We start from the raw sequence: 18,447 nt of genomic DNA, 5'->3' as shown, positions 1-18,447 counted from the left end.
GTTAGCCTTTTTTTATTTATTAACTTAAATCAAGTTTTAAATTAATAGTTAAAACTAATTTTACATCAATTAAAAAACTAAACTAATTATGTCTAACGTTGGATTAATTTTAGAGGAAAAAGCTGCTGATATAGGAAATTTTTTGGTGGGTAGATTATTACCATTTCGTCAAAAAAGACATGTCGGACCATTTGTATTTATCGATCATATGGGACCAACAAAAATGAAAGATTATCAAAATCTTGATGTTGGACCGCACCCACATATTGGCTTATCAACTTTGACTTATTTATTTGAAGGAGCGATTATGCATCGCGATAGTTTGGGAACTGAATTAGAAATTCAGCCTGGAGCTGTGAATTGGATGACTGCAGGTAAAGGTGTTGTGCATTCTGAGCGAACTCCCGAATATTTACGTACAACTGAAAAAACATTACATGGTTTACAAATTTGGGTGGCTTTGCCAAAAGAATTAGAAAATATGGAGCCAAGTTTTGTTCACGTTGAAGCAGATAAATTACCAAATTGGTCAGACGAAAATGCAGATTATAAATTGATTGCTGGTAAGTTTGGTGAACATACTTCTGGCGTACCTGTTTATTCTCCTTTATATTTTATTGAGATTAAAGCTAAAAATGATTTCAAAGTTTCATTAGGAAAAGATTTGTATGGAGAATCTGCTTTGTATGTATTAGAAGGTTCTATCAAAGATGGAGGAGAGACTTACGGCACAAAACAATTATTAGTAGCGAAAGAAGCTACTTTATGTGAATTCGAAATTGCGGCTGGTTCTACCGTTTATATTTTTGGAGGTGAAGAATTACCAGAAGAACATTTTATCTTTTGGAATTTTGTAAGCTCTTCAAGAGAAACGATTGAAACGGCGAAGGAAAATTGGATTAATCATCGTTTTCCTAAAGTTCCTGGTGACGACGATTATGTTCCGATTCCGCAAGCACAACAAAAATCTAAAGTAAAAGAAAACGAAAAATAAATTGATAATGAGTGATATTAATGTAACGTCAACTTCGACGGATAAAAATTATATTTCGAATATTAAAACAGGAAAACACGAATTTAATGTAGATGAACCTTTAGATAAAGGAGGTTTAGATACAGCTCCAAAACCAAGCGAATTATTGGGAGCTGCATTGGCTTCTTGTACTTCGATTACTTTGCAAATGTATATGAATCACAAAGAATTTGTTTACAAAAAAGTTGAGGTTGATGTCAATTTTGATATGATTACAACTGAGCCAATTACTTTTCAACGTCATGTTATTATAGAAGGCGATTTCGATGAAAAGCAACGAACAAGATTATTGAAAGTTGCAAATTCTTGTCCTGTACACAAAGTGTTAGAAAAAGGTCACGAAATAGAAACAACGATAGAGTTTATTTAATAAAAAAAATCCACTTCAGATGAAGTGGATTTTTTTATCTTAATATTTTATCTAGCTAATCCTGGTTGGATATCCCGAAATTCCTTCGATTACAATTTTCGGATTACGTTTCAATAAAATAATTAATTGTCTTAATTTTTCTGCATTATAATCTTCATTAAACATATCATCGTGCATTAAAATTACCAAATGGTTTTTTTCGAATGTTTTATTTTGATCCAAACGATGTACAATTCCTTCGTAAATTTTTTCAGGCGAAGAAAGTTGATGATTTGCAGATTTTTTTCCACTTCTTTCCCATTCATAATCCCAACCGTAAATATAATATTGATTTTTAGCCAATAAATCAGCTGCTGGAATTGAATTTTTTACTGGATCGTCTTTTTTAAGTTTGTTCAAACGCCATGTGTTACGCGCAGGCAAACGCACCCAACGAGAATGTATATCTAATACCACCTCATTTTTGCGAATATCTTCGTAAACATTTTCTGGAACACTGTAAAAAGCTTTGTATTTGTTGCGAGCATGCGAAAAAGTATGGTTAGCAATTTCTACATTTGGATTAGCTTTATAATCTTCTACATGTTGTTTCAAATCTTTTGTAAAAGCATTAAAACCAACTAAGAAAACCGTTCCTTTTACATTTTCTTCAGTTAATATTTTATTGATATTTTTGCTTCCTTTGTATGGACCATCATCAAAAGTTAGGTAGACATATTGTTTTGTCGAATCAATAGGATTTTGCTTTTCTTCTTTTGCAATAGTATCTAATTGCAAAACTGATGAGTCAACTTTTACTGTATAAATAGAATCAACATCATTCTGTAAAATTTCTTTTGGCTCAGAAGAAGTTGTTGTTTGATTTTGAATTGGATTATTTTCGTTTTTACAAGAAAAAACAAAAAGTAAAGTTCCAATTGCTAGAAAGCTTTTTAGATGTTTGTTGATAGCGAACATTGATTGTTTAGGTTTTGTGCGAAATTAATAATTTAATCTGATTTGAAATGTTAAATGATTGATGTTATTTATCAGATTATTAAGTATTTACGGTTTTTAATTGTTGTAAATATTGCTTAATAACTTGAATTACACCATCTTCATCGTTAGAAGGTGCTTTAAAATTCGCTACTTCTTTTACATTTGGATGTGCATTTTCCATTGCAAAACTATATTTTGCCAAATTTAGCATTTCCAAATCATTCATAAAATCCCCAAAAACAATGATTTCTTCCGAAGAAATATCTAATTTGTTCATCAAAGCTTGTAATGCAACTCCCTTGTTCGATTTTTTGTTCATTACATCTAACCAAACTTCGCCAGAAACTACAACTTTTAATCCATATTTTTCAAAATCAACTAATTTTGGAAATACATTAAATTCTGTTCCATCAGCGTGATTTACTGCAATTTTAATGAATTGTTCATTTTTGATTTTAGTTAAATCATCAACCCATATATTTTTGTCGTAATAATTCTTAAAATATTCTAAAAAAATTTCATCTTTCGATTCCACATAAGCGGCATTTTTACCAGCCAAAACAATATTTGCACCTTCTATTTTACGAACTTCTTCTATGATTTTTTTTACAACAGACCAATCCAATTCGTCAACAAAAATTTCTTCACCTTTATAGGTCACATAGGTTCCGTTTTCAGCAATAATTGCCAATTCATCTTTTATATTTTCAAAATAAGAAATGATACTATAATATTGACGACCACTTGCAGGCACAAATGTGATGTTGTTTTCTTTTAATTCTTCGTAAATTTTATTGAATTCTGGACTTAATGAATGATCAGAACGCAACAAAGTTCCGTCCATATCTGTCACGATTAATTTTATATTTTGCATTAATTTTTCTTAAATAAAAAAGGTCTCATAATTGAGACCTTAAAGTTAGTTATAAATTTTTGTTTTGTTCTTCTGCGTTGTTCACTTACTTAGATCTTTATAAAAAAATAAGAATCTTTTAACACTAAAAACACTAACTTTAGGTATTGTCAATTTCTACTATTTATTGGTATTAAATTCAAAAAAAGGAATCATATGGATACATCAAAATTATTTGATTTAACAGGAAAAACTGCTATTGTAACAGGAGGTGGTAATGGTATAGGAAAAGCTTGTTGTGAAATGCTTGCGGCATATGGAGCTAATGTAGTGGTGTCGGATTATAAGATAGAACCTGCAAATAAAGTTGTGGAAGAAATTACATCAAAAGGAGGAAATGCAATTGCACTGGATTGTGATGTGACAAAAGATGAGGCATTAGTAAATTTGGTTGAAAAGACGCTAGAAGCCTATGGACAAATTAATATTTTAGTAAATAATGTAGGTGGCGGTGGAGCTGGAAGAGAAAGTCCATATGAAATTTCTGTTAATGAGTTTGAACGAGTTTTTCAGATGAATGTTTTTAGTATGTGGCGTTTATGTCAGTTAGTAGCTCCGCATATGAAATCTTCTGGCTACGGAAGTATTATCAATATGTCGTCTATGGCATCTATTAATAAAAGTCCTGCTATTAGTGCATATGCTTCATCTAAAGCGGCTATTAATCATATGACGCGTAATTTAGCTTTTGATTTTGGACCAGAAATTAGAATCAATGCTGTTGGACCAGGTGCTATTCGTACACAAGCTTTAGAAACTGTTTTGACTCCTGAAATAGAGAAAACCATGTTAAAACATACACCTCTAGAACGGCTTGGAGAACCTGAAGATATTGCAGGTGCTGTATTGTATTTTGCGGCTCCAGTTTCGGTTTGGGTTAGCGGACAAGTACTTTTTGTAAATGGTGGAGGAGTACAAACATTAGATTAATTTATATTTGTGATGTAATGAAAAAGGAAACATTTTTAACTCTGTACAAAATGTTTCCTTTTTTAATTATTTAAATACTGGAAGACCACTTAGAACCGAACGTTACGTTACCTTCTTGAAGCACAATATCTGAATGTAGAAATTTGGCTGCATCTGCTGACTTTTTCACTTTAACACTACTTCGTTCCATCATCTTTTTTTCATATTGTTGTAAAACTTCTTCACGCAAATTAATCTGTTTATTTTGAATATTATTATAAGCTGAAGTAATTTTTTGCGCCAATAACAAAGCATCTAATAAAGCTTGATTTGCACCTTGCCCTTTAAAAGGACTCATAGGATGAGCCGCATCGCCTATTAAAGTAACTGGACCAGCTTTTTCTAATAAGTTTGACTTTAATAAATCTCGATCATAAACTGGGTATCCAGTGATTTGTTGGGATTCTGTAGCTGTAATAATTTCAGGAATAGGAGAGTGCCAATGCGTTCTTTTAGCGACTTCTATCTTTAACGCCTCTGAACCTTTTTTACTCAAAGCTATCGCTTCATTTTCTAACATTGGAAAACTAAATTGCCACATAACCGAATCTTTATCATAAGGCATCATATACATCCGTTCAGTTCCATTTGCAGTTTGAAATACCGTTGCACCATCCAACAAATGATTTTCTAAATTTGCTAAAGCATCCAGTTTACAAATGCCTAAAATAACAATACAACCCAAATAACGTAATGGACTATTTTCCTCATTTATAACCAATCGACGAACTGTACTTCGTATGCCATCTGCACCAACAAGTAAATCAGCTTTAAAGTTTTTTTGAATTCCATCAACATCAAACGTTAATTCTATTTTATCATCAACTTTAAAATCGATTAATTGATGATTCCATAAGACTTGATTATCGCCACCTAATTGATTCAAAAAAGCTAAGCGTAAAGATTGCCTCGCAATGTGAATATTGGTATGTTTATTCTTGTTTTTAGCTTCAATTGCTTCTTTATCTTGCAATTTTCTTATTCCCCATTCGCCAATCACATTTCCTTCTATAGTATGTGCTAAATGCAATGTAGAAACGATTCCTTCCTCTAAAGTTTGGATTCCAAATTTTTTTAATTCTTTACTTGCTTGTTGTAACGTTAGCCCATAACCTTGCGAACGATCATTGAAAGCTCGATCACGCTCAAAAAGTGTAAAAGGAATTTGACGATGTAAACACGCTAATGCCAATGCAATTCCACCAATTCCAGCTCCGACAATTGCAACATGAGGATATTTTTTTTCGTTAGATGATAGGCGTTCATTTGTAGTGATCAAACCAGTTCCTGAGCAAATAGTACAGATCTGCATCGAACTTTTTGGTTTATTCGGAGTAATAAAATTTTCATTCTTTTTAGATTGAGCAACAGCTGATTCATAACGCGATAGTTTCCTTTTCGAAACTCCTTGACTTTTTTTTCCAAGTCCATTACAATTCTTGCAGCTTATCCAATTTTCTCGAGTACTCAATTTAAAAGTTTTTGTAAAAATAAGATTAAAGTAGCTATTTAGAAAAATCTAATCGTAAAAGATAGAATTAATAGATGAATAATGAATTTTTCTGCAATAATAGTTTTCATTATTCAACTTCTTTATAGTGATGATTCTAAAACTTTTTCAGAGATTCTAAAATGGGTTTAACACGTCCGGACTATCATATATTACAAAAGTGGAGTATATACATGATCCGTTTGGCTTATAATTTTGGTCAAAAATAAAATCAATTGAAAAATTTATTAAATCATATTGTTTTAGAACCAAAATTACATGTAAAGTGGCTTAATACACTTTCGTTTATGGAAAATGCAGGAGCACGAAAAATTTCGGCATGTGAACACAAAACTTTTGTGAATCTTATTCAACTGAAACATGCAGCCGAAGAACATCGTCATGCTTATTATTTGAAAAAGCAAATTATAAAATTGATTCCAGATGCTTGTATCAATTATGAGCCTATTTATCTTTTAGCTCCAAAAGCAACAATGTATTATTTACATCAATTAGATATTCAGGTTTGTCGTTTGTTGAAGAAAGAATTTAATCTTGATGGAGAAGACTTAAAATACGCAGCTTATTTGTTTGTGACTTACGCTATAGAAGTTAGGGCAGATGAATTGTATCCAATATATCAAGATGTTTTGACAGCACATCAACAAAAAGTGATGGTGAAATCTATTATTGTCGAAGAAGAAGGACATCTTGAAGAAATGATTTCACAATTAAAAGAATTTCATAATGAATGGGAAATTTATGCAAATCAAGTGATACAACTAGAGGAAACGTTGTTTGCGCATTGGATTTCTGCAATTGAAAATGAACTGAATAATGTCGAAATTTTTTAATTCATTGCGGCTATCTCTATTTGAAAGAGAACAAAAAGGAATTAAAAGAACATTAAAAGTTCGCTCTTCTGGAATTGATTTTTATAGTAATGATTATTTAGGATTAGCTAAAAATGAAATTTTACATCAGCAAATTTTAAATGAGTTTATAGCACAACCAACCTTACTTTATGGTTCTACTGGAGCACGTTTGATTAGTGGGAATTCTGATTATCTAAGTGAAACGGAAGAGCTGATTGCGAAAGAACATAAAGTAGAAGCTGCAATACTTTTTTCATCTGGATATAATGCTAATTTAGCACTCTTTTCCGCACTTTTAACTCGACATGATACTGTTATAGTTGATGAAAATATACATCGTTCAGTGTATGATGGGATTAAATTATCCAACGCAAAAAAATTAAAGTTTAAACATAACGATTTAGATCATCTAGAAAAACTATTACAAAGAGTAGAAGAGCGTTGTTTTATTGCGGTAGAAAGTTTGTATTCGATGGATGGTGATTGTGCTCCATTAATTGAACTAGTTGAATTAGCCCATAAATACAATGCAGCATTAGTGGTAGATGAAGCTCATGCTTTTGGTGTTTTTGGTCACGGATTGGTTCATCAATTGGGGTTACAACACAAAGTGTTTGTAACGGTTGTAACCTATGGAAAAGCAATGGGCATGAATGGTGCTTCGGTTTTAGCTAATCAGTTAGTGATTGATTATCTCATTAATTATGCTTCACCTTTTATATACACCACAGCTATTGCTGATTTTCATGTGACAGGTTTACGAAAAGGTTATCAGTTTATCAAAGAAAATAAATCGCTTCAAGAAAGTTTACAACATAATATATCACATTTTAGAAATAGTGACTTAACAAGTTCTTCGAATAAAAATAGTCCAATTCAAATTCTAAAGTTTGAGTCTAAAAACCAATTAACCAAAATCAAAAATAAATTGGAAGAGGTTGAAATAAACACTTTTGCGGTATTTCCACCTACAGTAGCAGAAGAGCGCTTACGAATCTGTTTGCATGCTTTTAATACACAAGAAGAAATTAATCAATTAATAGAAAAGATAAAAGAAAATGTCTAAACAATTATTTGTTACAGGAATAGGAACAGGAGTTGGGAAAACGATTGTTTCAGCAATATTAACTGAAGCTTTACAAGCTGATTATTGGAAACCAATACAATCAGGAGATTTAGATTCATCAGATAGTTTGTTAGTGAAATCGTTAACTTCACCAAAACTGAAGCTTCATCAAGAACGTTATGCTTTACAAAAAGCTGCTTCACCACATCAATCTGCAAAGGAAGAAGCAATTGAGATCAATTTAAATGATTTTGAAATTCCCAAAACAACCAATTCTCTTATTATTGAAGGAGCAGGCGGATTATTTGTTCCTATTAATGAAGAAGATTTTATGATTGATCTTATTCAGCAATTTAATCTTCCAACAGTTGTGGTTGCAACGAATTATTTGGGTTGTATTAATCATACATTATTAACGATTGAAATATTGAAATTAAGAAATATCACTATCGAATATTTTGTGTTTAATGGTGAGTTTGATGAAGACACTTCTCGTGTTATAAAAAATCATTTGCCTTCGGATATTTCTATCATCATTATACCAAAACTCAATTCAATAAACTCAAGCGAAGTGAGAAATATTGCAGAAACAATTAAGCATCAATTTAATATTTAAAATACAATGAAAATATCAAACAAAACACGTCATGATTGGACGAAAGAAGAAATCGAAAAAATTTATCATCAACCTTTATTGGATTTAGTATATCATGCATCCAAAACACATCGAGAATGGCACAATGCAAGAGAAGTACAAGTATGTACCTTGTTATCTGTAAAAACAGGTGGTTGTCCCGAAGATTGCTCATATTGCGGACAAGCAGCACGCTACCATACCGATATTAAAGTAGAAGCATTGTTACCAACAGCAACGGTATTAGCACATGCAAAGAAGGCAAAAGAAGCGGGCTCATCACGTTTTTGTATGGCAGCTGCTTGGCGAGAAGTACGAAATAATCGAGACTTTGATCGAATAATCGAAATGGTGAAAGGTGTAAATGAGTTAGGATTAGAAGTATGTTGTACATTAGGAATGTTGACAGAAGAGCAAGCAATTCGTTTACAAGAAGCAGGTTTACACGCATATAATCATAATTTAGATACTTCCGAAGCTTATTACGATGAGATTATTTCTACACGTAAATTTGATAATCGAATCAATACGATACAAAATGTACGAAAAGCTGGGATTACAGTTTGTTCGGGCGGAATTATTGGTTTAGGAGAAACACATCAAGATCGAATTTCTATGCTATTAACTTTGTCAACAATGCCAAAACACCCAGAATCTGTACCTGTAAATGCTTTAGCAAGAGTAAAAGGAACGCCTTTAGAAAATAATCCGAAAGTAAATATTTGGGATATGGTTCGTATGATTGCAACAGCTCGTATTATGATGCCTTCTTCGGTTGTTCGTTTAAGTGCTGGTCGAATAGAAATGACAGAAGTTGAACAAGCTTGGTGTTTTATGGCTGGTGCGAATTCTATTTTTACAGGAGAACGTGAAACCTTACTGGTAACACCTAATCCTGGTGTAACAGAGGATATGCAAATGTTTGAAAATTTAGGTTTACTACCAATGGTTAAACAAGAAACAAATCAGACATGTACACATTAAAAGAGCGCGATCAGTTGGTGAATTGGCATCCTTATACGCAGATGAAAAAAGCCAATAATATTATTCCAATTGTAAGAGGAGAAGGAAGTTATATTTACGATGAAAATAACAAGCAATATATTGATGCGGTTTCATCGTGGTGGGTAAAGTTGCATGGGCATGCGCATCCGTATATCGCACAGAAAATGCACGAACAGCTAACAATTTTAGAACATGTTATTTTTGCAGGATTTACGCATCGACCTGCAATTGAATTGTCTGAACGTTTATTGGCTCTTTTACCAACCAACCAAAAGAAAGCATTTTACAGTGATAATGGATCAACAGCTATTGAGGTTGCATTAAAAATGTGTTTACAATATCATTTCAATAAAAAAGAAGATAGACCTGTGATTTTAGCGTTCAAAAATGCCTATCATGGCGATACTTTTGGCGCGATGTCGGTAAGTGGAAGAGGAATTTGGACAGAACCTTTTAGCGAAAAGCTTTTTGATGTCATTTTTATTGATACACCGAATGCAGAAAATATAGAAGCTATTAAATCGCAAATAAAAGAAGTTGCAACTAAAGTAGCGTGTTTTATTTACGAACCTTTGGTACAAGGAGCTTCGGGGATGTTGATGCATCAGGCTGAATATTTAGATCAATTGATGAGTTGTTGTAGAGCACATCATATTTTAATGATTCAAGATGAAATTTTTGTTGGATTTGGTCGTACAGGTAAATTATTTGCAGCAAATCATTTGACAGAAGTTCCAGATATTATGTGCTTTTCAAAAGGCTTAACAGGTGGTACTTTGCCTTTGGGTGTTACAACTTGTACAGACCAAATTTACCAAGCTTTTTATGCTGATGATTTGAATAAAACATTATTTCACGGACATTCTTTTACGGCAAGTCCATTGGCATGTACTGCTGCATTAGCCAGTCTTGATTTGTTATTACAATCATCTACCCAACAGCAAATTGAAAATATAGTTCATCATCATCAACTTTTTGTTGCCTCTATCCAAAATCATCCTAAAGTAAAAGTGATTAGACAATGTGGAACTATTATGGCGTTGGAATGGAATACAGACGAAGAAACATCTTATTTTAGTGATATTCACGAAAAATTGTACCCATATTTTTTAGAGAAAGGTATATTGTTGCGCCCTTTGGGCAATATCATTTATTTGGTTCCGCCTTATTGTATTTCGACTGATGATCTAAATTATATTTATGATACGATTCGTCAGGCTTTAATAGAGTTGGTTTAAATTTAAAAACCTCCAAAAATGGAGGTTTTTATGTGTTTTCAGATAGGTTTGAAAAAACTTTTTATTCGTTATAATATTTGAATTCCTCAAAATTTGACGGAATGAAACTTTCATTAATATTTTATTATAAGGTAATTAGCTAATATTACTCAACATGAATGTTATACAAGTTTGGTAAATAGTATTGATTAATCCAATAATAAGTTTCACCATTTTGCTTGATAACGATTTTCTTATTGTTTTTATTTTCTAATAAACGATCTGCTAAAACTTTGTAATTCGCAAAATACTCTTTTACAATTGTAGGGTCGATTATTTTCTTTTTTCTCCAATCGTTTAAAGTGTATTTTGTCATGATATCTTCGTTGTAAGTATCATATCCAGTACTTGTTGCAATTGCATAAGCCATCGTTTTTTTGCTTAAATCTTTTGCTTGAAATTCTTTCAAAGTAGTATAATTATCTTTTACAATCTTCATATAACGTTTGATCGCTGTACTTTGATTAAAATCTCTGTTCTTGATAATTGTTTCGTGATAAATTGAAAGATACAATTGACGAAGATTTTCATATTCTTCCGATGAGATTAAAATTCCGCGATCAATAAGTGGACTATATTTTAAATCATTTTGAATTTCTCCTTTAATTAAAAAAGGATGATCAATTGTGACAAATTGAGAAGAAAATTCTGCTGGCATTGGGGATGGAGCGCCAGGAAATAAACTTCTATATCTTGGTTTTATTTCTGTTTTTGCAACTCCAACATTTGATTTGAAATATTTTGTCAAAGAAGCATCAATTTCTTTGTTCTCTTTTGTGATTTGTGTTGTAATACTATCAAGAGCTTTTGCTAATAAACTATTAGAAGCCAATTCTCCTTTTCTTGGATAAATTACAAAACCTTGAGTCATACTTGTTTTAGGATAATCTAATGAGTATAAGCCATCTTCATTTCCAACTAAATTATAATTGTTTTTATTGGTTACTTCATTTTGATCAACAATTTTTTCCATCTTTAGTTTTGCAACATTTTTTGCAGATTGAGTAATTATACCTTCTGAAGCTAAAACAAAATTATTAAATTCATTTCCAGCACCTGAAAAACTTTGGAAAGCAACAATTCTAGCACGAGATTGAGATAATGTTCTAATAGCATCTCCAATACCTGTTCCAGAAGCCGCTGTAGAGCCAATAGCTACAACAATATTAGATTCGTCAGGAACATTTCTTAATAAATTACCTGCTGATGCTAAAGCTAATTGATAGGGTTGACCACTAGGACCGTTACATTTCATTTCTTTAGAACGATCATCAATATATTTAGAAATCACTTCGAAACTATCTGAAAGTTCTGAAACAGCCATATTATCACCACAGTTGTTATTTTTGTATAAAACAACTCCGTATTTGATGTTTTTATAATAACTTAATTTGTCTATTTTGACTTGAAAATCTTGGAAAATAGATTTTGCAATGGCAATACTTTTAGAATTTTCGGCACTTATATCAAGCGCAAAAACAATATTTAAGTTTTTATTATTGGTAATGATTTCTTTGTATTGATCAAAATAAATTGGCTTTCCAGCTACATTGAAAACAAAATTTTTGTTGTAATCTAAAATATTAGCCGAATATTTCAGTTTATTTTTTTCTACTTTATCCGCATCTTTTAACGAAACAGGTATAATATTATCTAATGCATTTGATGAATAATTATTTTTCAGATACTTTTTATCATTGGATTCTGGAGATTGTAAAGGTTTTGTTAATCCAATTTTATTAATAATTGAATCATAATTTTCTTTGTTAGGAATTCTAACTGCATACTTTTCACCCCAATACGAAATCATATTCGAGCTTACCCAACCATATACATTATCTTCGTAGCTGTCTATTTTGATTTCTGGAGATTTACCAATCAAATAACGTTTATTGTTTTCAGATTGTTTGTAAATGTAAACTAAGTGACCAACTGGTAATTTTTTCTTTCTAGCTTGAGTTAATTGAGGAGAAGTGTAAACTAAAACAGAATCATTCTGAAGATATTTATCTCCTGTTTTCATGACATCTATATTATTTGGTACAAGCGCAGCTTTGATGGTAAAACCATTTTCTTGATTTTTCAATGCATTTGTCCATAATAACAACTGATCCTCTGGTATCCAACCATAAGATTTGATTGCTTTTTTAGATGTTTTTCTTAATAAAGCATCCGAAACATATTCTGCAACTTTTACTAAACCAGATGATTTTTTATAATTCAGAACCAATAAAGGTTCTAAAAATTTGATTTCTTTTGGAGATTTTTGATCACTTTTATCGACATAAACAGTGTTATTTTCGCGATCAGAAATTACCACCCAAGGACTATTTTTCTTAGGATAGCCATCAATTACTTTAGTTTCTTCAATAAAACCATAAATAGATTGATTAGGCGTTCGTTGAGCTGGCAGTTTTACACTACAGCTTGATATTAAACAAGAAGCTGTTAAGGCAAGTGTAATAGGTAAGATATGTTTTTTCATAAGTTAGTTATTTGCTTTGTTTTACTTCGACTTTTATAACGCAACTTCCTTCGTTATCAAGTGTTACTTTTACTTCGTTAATTGCATTATTTTTATCAAATTGTAATCCTGTAGTATAGTAGTAAAAACTGTTATTTTTGTCGTTTACAACTACTTGAGTATTATCATTGTTACATAAATATTTTCTTAGTAAATAGTTATAATTAGAATTAAAATCCAATCCATTTGCGATTGCTTGAAGTTTTATTTTGAAATCATTATTAATTGCAATTGTAGGGTCTACTTCTATTTTAGGAATTACAACTTCATCTTTTAAAGGTTCAAAAGATTTTGTGATTCTAATTCGGTGTGTAGCAACAGGTTCTAATTGTTCATCTGTGTATAATGTAACCATATAATCTCCTGGTTTACTATAAGAGTAGGTAGGATTTCTATCAAATGCATCTATTCCTCCTGATTCTCCAAATTTCCATCGAAATTCTTTTGCTGTTAAATTATTGGTAGAGAATAATACATTTGTAAATTGTTGAGCTGTTGGTGGAGCTTGTATAGTTGTAACTTCAATAACAGGGTTAGAAATAACTTTAGGAGAAACAAGAATCGGAAAAGTTTTCGGATACTTATTATTAATCAAAACTGTAACTTGATAATATCCAGGTTTGTCAAAAAAATGAACACCCGATTTTTTATCTGAAGTTTTTCCATCTCCAAAATCCCATTTGTAAGTTTTTGCATTTTTTGTATCATCTTTATAAGTTAAAGAATCACCAACATTAATAGTATTAGGAAAAGCTTGTGCATTAATGTTTTGCGCATTAATATCATTTCGACTTTGAAACCATAAATAAAGCAAAATTCCAATAACGGAAAGCGCTGTGATTCCAATCATTATATTGGTTTTGTTTTTCTGAATGTAATTCATTTCGTTAGATTTAGTAAGATTATTTTTTGCTTGTTAAAGTAATAAGTTGTTGTTGTTTAGTTTGGTAAGAAAGTGTACAATCTTCAAATTGTTTTTTATAAATGCCTACATTATCTTTTCTGTTCGATTCTATTTTTTTATCATCGAGATACATTTTATAGAATTTTGCAATTTTTAGATAAGATTCTTTTCGTGGATCTTTAAAATCACCCATTTCAAATAGATTAGCTACATCACTGATGCTATTTTCTATTTCATAACCTTTCATCGAATTTCTATTTTCAAAATTCAATTTATTGATTTTAGAAAAAGTACTATCTAAAATAGGTTGAACCATATTTTGCTGAACATCAAATTTATTTTTTTCGTTTAATGTTTGTATTGAGATATAATCGCTGTTATCAAAAGGTGATTCAAAATTTTTGACAAAGACAATTGTCAAAAGAGCGGATACAAAAAGTAACATTGCTAATAAGTAAGAAAAATAGTAACGTTTTTCTTTCTTAGATAAAGTAATCTGAACTTGCATAAGTTTTTTGATTTTTTAGGTTATTGTCTATATCTAGCTAAAGCAGCATTCAATTCATTCACTTTTTTCGTGCATTCATTCAGATCACGTAAAGCAATTTTTTCTTGATGAACGGTCATCATCATCTGTCCTTTAAATTCAATAGTTTGTTTCAGATTATTCATCAAAGCAGCATATTGTTTAAACTCTCTGATACTGTCTTCTCCCATTACAATTTGACATTCTTTAATATCACGAACAATAGAATTTCGTAAGAAAATCTCATTCCCAACTTCATCTTTCGATAATTTATCTAATTTGAAATAGATTGTATCTAGCTTAGTTTGTAAAATATTATTTCGGTTGATGATTGTTCGGTATCGTTCGATATCTCCTTGTATATCATTTTTTTGAACTTCAGAGCTTTTAAAGAAAAGGAATATGGCAAAAAACGAAAAAAGACATAAAACAATAAATGATAGAATAAAATTGAATGTTCCTTTCTGAACATCTTTTTTATTCAGCTTTTGCTGTCCGTAGGTAGTTGTAATCATAGTTTAGAGTTGTAATAGTTTTTTAGATGCTTGTGTTGTAATAACCATGTTCGACACAAAATCGAACCAGATCTATTTTATTTTTTAATCCTAATCGTTCGGTTAGTCGTGTGATATAAGTATCGATGGTACGCGTGCTGAGGTTAATTCGATCTCCAATTTCTTTGTTGCTAAAACCTTCGTAACAAAGTTTTATAATTTGAATTTCTGTCACAGTTAGTTCTTGTTCAATTTCAGCTTCTTGACGATTCATATAATTCTGAACCGTTTCTGATTGACCTGCCCATTCTTTCTTATATTCATTGTAATCAGAATTGTCAGAAAGCACACAATTGCTCAAAATATCTTTGATAATGATACTATTTTTTTGACAATAATAAGTGTTGGGAATTTCGTCTAGCGTTATAGAAATATCTTCTTGGTAAGTGGAAGAATAGGTTAGTATTGGAGTTTTTTCGTCTGTTTTCCTTATTAATTTTATAGCTTCTAAGCCACTAATAATAGGCATAAAAAGATTGATTAAAAAAACATCTTCTTGTTTTTTATACAGCCTATTTATCAATTCGCTTCCATTGTTGCATTCGTTTACGATCTCGTAAAACGGATTTTCTTGGAGCATCTTGACTAAGAATTGCTTAAAATAATAATCATTTTCAGCAATAGAAAATCTGGTTATTGCAGAAGATTTGGTATTCATGTTTAGGTAGAGAATAAGTTTGGTACTAATATATAAAACTTATTTCAAAATGTAAATAATTGATTAATAATATTTTTTTTCTTTAAAAAAAATTATAGCTTTGGACTAATATTATAAATTCAGTTTTTCTGAAACAGATTTTATAATACTTTCTACTAACCTAAATATACTATATGAGTGTTTTAATAAGTAATGATACTATTAAACAGATTTTTCATATTGCGCAATCTATCGCAAGAGAAAATTACAATTCTACCTATGGTGCATCGCATTTGCTAATGGCATTAATGCACAAGGATATAGGACTTCGTGAGTTTTTACAATCAATAGATAAGGATCCAAATTATATTTATGATTGGGCGGATGTTCGTGTGGAAGAATATCCAAAAACAGCACATTTACCAAGTGAAGCTCTTCCAGATGATCAAATTGATCAAATTCTTGAAGAAGCAGATGAGATTCGTGTAAAATTAGGTTTAGATGAAATATCACCTATTTGTTTATTAGCAAGTATTACAAAAGCAAATGTAGCTTACACAACACAAGAGCTGAAATCTTTACCACTTCGCGAACATGAAATAATCAACCTTTTCAGAAATGATGATGGTAAAGTAATTTCTGTAGAAGAACAACTTTTAGGAAATCCTACTAAAAATAATTCAAATTTTCCTTCAATTACTAGCTATTGTATTGATAAAACGCAAGAAGCGAAAGATGGTAAATTAGATAATATTGTTGGGCGTGATAAAGAGTTAAGAAATTTAGTCGAGATTCTTTGTCGTCGTACAAAACCTAATGTTATTATAGTTGGAGAACCAGGTGTTGGGAAAACAGCTTTGATAGAAGGTTTTGCGAACGAAATTAATAATGCTAATGTACCAGAAATGTTACAAGAAGCGACATTATTAGAATTAGATACAGGTTCTTTACTTGCAGGAACATCATATAAAGGTGAAATAGAAGACCGATTGAAAAAGGTAATCAACGAATGTAAACAAATGAATAAAGCTATTTTATTCATTGATGAGATTCATTCACTTCTTGATCCTAAAGGAACTGCTGGCAATGTTGCAAATCTATTAAAACCAGAATTAGCACGTGGAGAAATTACTGTAATTGGCGCAACAACACAAGAAGAATACCGCAAAATTATCGAGCCAGAAAGAGCTTTTGATCGTCGTTTTGAGGTTTTAGTTGTTGAAGAACCGGACGATGCAACTTGTGTCAAAATGATTGAAGTTGTTTTAGATGGTTATACAAAACATCATAATATTGAAGTTGAGAAAACTGCTTTACCAGAGTGTATTCGTTTAGCAAAACGTTATGCGAAAGGTAAAAAGTTACCAGATTCAGCTATCGATTTATTGGATAGAACAATGGCTTCTATCAAAATGTTAGATGAATTATCTGAAAAAGAATTAGCAGATTGGAAGTCGAATTATGAAACTTTAAAAGAAGATTTATCAAATGATGAATTTAAGGTGGATGAATTAATTTGGCAATATAAGTTATTGAAGAATAAATTAAGTCCAATTTTATGGGGTTTTCTTGTAGAACAGTACGTTTTGGATGATAAAATGAGCATCGAAGAAATCGAAAAAATTATTGATTCTACTTTTAATGAACTTATAAAACATGCTGCTGTAAAAAGAGAAAAAGTTGGTAAAATGGAAATGGCAGCTGTAATGGCAGCTAAAACAAATATTCCTATTGGTAAAATTCAATCGCAAGAGAAAGAAAAATTACTAAATATGGAAGAATTACTAACGAATCGTGTGGTTGGGCAAGATCATGCCTTAAAAATTCTTTCAGATGCAATTATCGAGAACCGAAGTGGTTTAAACAAACCAGGACAACCAATTGGTTCATTCTTTTTATTAGGACCAACAGGAACAGGAAAAACAGAATTGGCTAAATCTATTGCAGAATTGTTATTTAATGACGAAAAAGCAATGATTCGTTTTGATATGTCAGAGTTTAAAGAAGAACATTCGGCAGCATTATTATATGGAGCACCTCCGGGATATGTTGGTTATGAAGAAGGAGGGATGCTGGTGAACAAGATTCGTCAACAGCCTTATTCGGTTGTGTTATTTGATGAGATTGAAAAAGCACATACTTCTGTTTTTGATGTTTTCTTACAAATTATGGACGAAGGTAAAGTGCATGATAAATTAGGAAAAGAAGGGGATTTTAGTAATTCATTGATTCTTTTTACTTCTAATATTGGAAGTGAAGAAATCGTGAAATATTTCGAAAGAAGAGAAATTCCAGCTTCTTCTAATTTGATGAAAATTATGACTGATTCAGGGCGTTTTAGACCAGAATTCTTGGCTCGTATTACAGAAATTATTCCATTCGCTCCGATTAATGAAGAAATGGCGGAGAAAATATTTTCTATTCAATTAAAATCATTAATCAATTCTTTAACTCGAATGAATATTGGTTTAGAAATTTCGAAAGAAGCCATCAAACATCTTGCTACAACAGGTTTTAGTAGTAAATATGGTGCTCGACAAATATCTGGAGTTATTAGAACACAAATCGCGCGACCAATTTCTAAAATGATCGTTCGTGAAGAAGTAAAAGCTGGTCAAACGATTCAGATTGATATTAATAAAAAAACACAAGAGCTTAAATGGAAGACAATCGAGTCTAAGAAATAATACAAA

Annotated in this window: 17 protein-coding genes; 9 read left to right on the top strand and 8 right to left on the bottom strand. The window is 31.1% G+C overall.

Going from position 1 to position 18,447, the window contains the following annotated elements; genetic code table 11:
- Nucleotides 1-88 precede the first annotated feature (88 nt).
- Nucleotides 89-994 carry a pirin family protein gene (locus tag B4A23_RS00565; RefSeq protein WP_280061329.1) on the top strand — a complete coding sequence of 302 codons (906 nt, stop codon included), beginning with the start codon at nt 89-91 and terminating at the stop codon, nt 992-994.
- 7 nt (nt 995-1,001) lie between these two features.
- Nucleotides 1,002-1,403: an OsmC family protein gene (locus B4A23_RS00560; RefSeq protein WP_286485373.1), complete on the top strand. Its 402-nt coding sequence runs from the start codon at nt 1,002-1,004 to the stop codon at nt 1,401-1,403.
- Nucleotides 1,404-1,454: 51 nt separating this feature from the next.
- Here B4A23_RS00560 and B4A23_RS00555 read toward each other — a convergent pair whose 3' ends face one another.
- Together B4A23_RS00555 and B4A23_RS00550 are read right to left on the bottom strand one after the other, a co-directional pair.
- Nucleotides 1,455-2,360 carry a polysaccharide deacetylase family protein gene (locus B4A23_RS00555; RefSeq protein WP_291115648.1) on the bottom strand — a complete coding sequence of 302 codons (906 nt, stop codon included), beginning with the start codon at nt 2,358-2,360 and terminating at the stop codon, nt 1,455-1,457.
- A 79-nt stretch (nt 2,361-2,439) separates the two neighbouring features.
- Entirely contained in the window at nt 2,440-3,255 is an 816-nt protein-coding gene (locus B4A23_RS00550; protein ID WP_291115644.1) for an HAD family hydrolase, read from the bottom strand.
- A gap of 195 nt (nt 3,256-3,450) precedes the next feature.
- On the opposite strand from B4A23_RS00550, the gene B4A23_RS00545 reads away from it, so the two are divergent.
- Nucleotides 3,451-4,224 (top strand): glucose 1-dehydrogenase, encoded by a 774-nt coding sequence (locus B4A23_RS00545; RefSeq protein WP_291115642.1) that lies wholly within the window; start codon nt 3,451-3,453, stop codon nt 4,222-4,224.
- Between the two features lie 70 nt (nt 4,225-4,294).
- Here B4A23_RS00545 and B4A23_RS00540 read toward each other — a convergent pair whose 3' ends face one another.
- Nucleotides 4,295-5,734 (bottom strand): FAD-dependent oxidoreductase, encoded by a 1,440-nt coding sequence (locus B4A23_RS00540; RefSeq protein WP_291115639.1) that lies wholly within the window; start codon nt 5,732-5,734, stop codon nt 4,295-4,297.
- Between the two features lie 254 nt (nt 5,735-5,988).
- Between B4A23_RS00540 and B4A23_RS00535 the strand changes: the two genes are divergently transcribed.
- Genes B4A23_RS00535 through bioA form a run of 5 tightly spaced genes read left to right on the top strand, consistent with a single transcriptional unit; the run spans nt 5,989 to nt 10,570 of the window.
- Nucleotides 5,989-6,606 (top strand): hypothetical protein, encoded by a 618-nt coding sequence (locus B4A23_RS00535; protein ID WP_291115637.1) that lies wholly within the window; start codon nt 5,989-5,991, stop codon nt 6,604-6,606.
- Nucleotides 6,590-7,693, top strand: coding sequence for an aminotransferase class I/II-fold pyridoxal phosphate-dependent enzyme (locus B4A23_RS00530; RefSeq protein WP_291115634.1), 1,104 nt, complete (start codon nt 6,590-6,592; stop codon nt 7,691-7,693). The genes B4A23_RS00535 and B4A23_RS00530 overlap by 17 nt, the downstream gene beginning before the upstream one ends.
- Complete coding sequence (bioD, locus tag B4A23_RS00525) at nt 7,686-8,309, top strand: dethiobiotin synthase (RefSeq protein ID WP_291115631.1); 624 nt, start codon at nt 7,686-7,688, stop codon at nt 8,307-8,309. Before B4A23_RS00530 ends, bioD begins: the two co-directional genes overlap by 8 nt.
- Nucleotides 8,310-8,315: 6 nt before the next feature.
- Complete coding sequence (gene bioB / locus B4A23_RS00520; RefSeq protein WP_291115628.1) at nt 8,316-9,311, top strand: biotin synthase BioB; 996 nt, start codon at nt 8,316-8,318, stop codon at nt 9,309-9,311.
- A complete protein-coding gene (bioA, locus tag B4A23_RS00515) occupies nt 9,299-10,570 on the top strand; it encodes an adenosylmethionine--8-amino-7-oxononanoate transaminase (protein ID WP_291115625.1) in 1,272 nt (423 codons plus the stop codon). Before bioB ends, bioA begins: the two co-directional genes overlap by 13 nt.
- A gap of 145 nt (nt 10,571-10,715) precedes the next feature.
- Here bioA and tssR read toward each other — a convergent pair whose 3' ends face one another.
- Genes tssR through B4A23_RS00490 form a run of 5 tightly spaced genes read right to left on the bottom strand, consistent with a single transcriptional unit; the run spans nt 10,716 to nt 15,775 of the window.
- Nucleotides 10,716-13,094, bottom strand: coding sequence for a type VI secretion system protein TssR domain-containing protein (tssR, locus tag B4A23_RS00510; protein WP_291115622.1), 2,379 nt, complete (start codon nt 13,092-13,094; stop codon nt 10,716-10,718).
- Between the two features lie 7 nt (nt 13,095-13,101).
- A complete protein-coding gene (locus B4A23_RS00505) occupies nt 13,102-13,983 on the bottom strand; it encodes a PKD domain-containing protein (protein ID WP_291115619.1) in 882 nt (293 codons plus the stop codon).
- Between the two features lie 52 nt (nt 13,984-14,035).
- Complete coding sequence (gene tssO, locus B4A23_RS00500) at nt 14,036-14,545, bottom strand: type VI secretion system TssO (protein ID WP_180906417.1); 510 nt, start codon at nt 14,543-14,545, stop codon at nt 14,036-14,038.
- Nucleotides 14,546-14,565: 20 nt separating this feature from the next.
- Nucleotides 14,566-15,078 carry a type VI secretion system TssO gene (tssO, locus tag B4A23_RS00495; RefSeq protein WP_291115615.1) on the bottom strand — a complete coding sequence of 171 codons (513 nt, stop codon included), beginning with the start codon at nt 15,076-15,078 and terminating at the stop codon, nt 14,566-14,568.
- Nucleotides 15,079-15,100: 22 nt separating this feature from the next.
- Nucleotides 15,101-15,775 (bottom strand): response regulator transcription factor, encoded by a 675-nt coding sequence (locus B4A23_RS00490; protein WP_291115612.1) that lies wholly within the window; start codon nt 15,773-15,775, stop codon nt 15,101-15,103.
- A 173-nt stretch (nt 15,776-15,948) separates the two neighbouring features.
- On the opposite strand from B4A23_RS00490, the gene B4A23_RS00485 reads away from it, so the two are divergent.
- Nucleotides 15,949-18,441 carry an ATP-dependent Clp protease ATP-binding subunit gene (locus B4A23_RS00485; protein ID WP_291115609.1) on the top strand — a complete coding sequence of 831 codons (2,493 nt, stop codon included), beginning with the start codon at nt 15,949-15,951 and terminating at the stop codon, nt 18,439-18,441.
- Nucleotides 18,442-18,447: the final 6 nt, after the last annotated feature.

The organism is Empedobacter sp. UBA7248 (assembly GCF_002472945.1).
Taxonomy (GTDB): domain Bacteria; phylum Bacteroidota; class Bacteroidia; order Flavobacteriales; family Weeksellaceae; genus Empedobacter; species Empedobacter falsenii_C.
The sequence above is the reverse complement of the archived record's forward strand: the minus strand, read 5'-3'. Positions and strand labels throughout refer to the sequence as shown.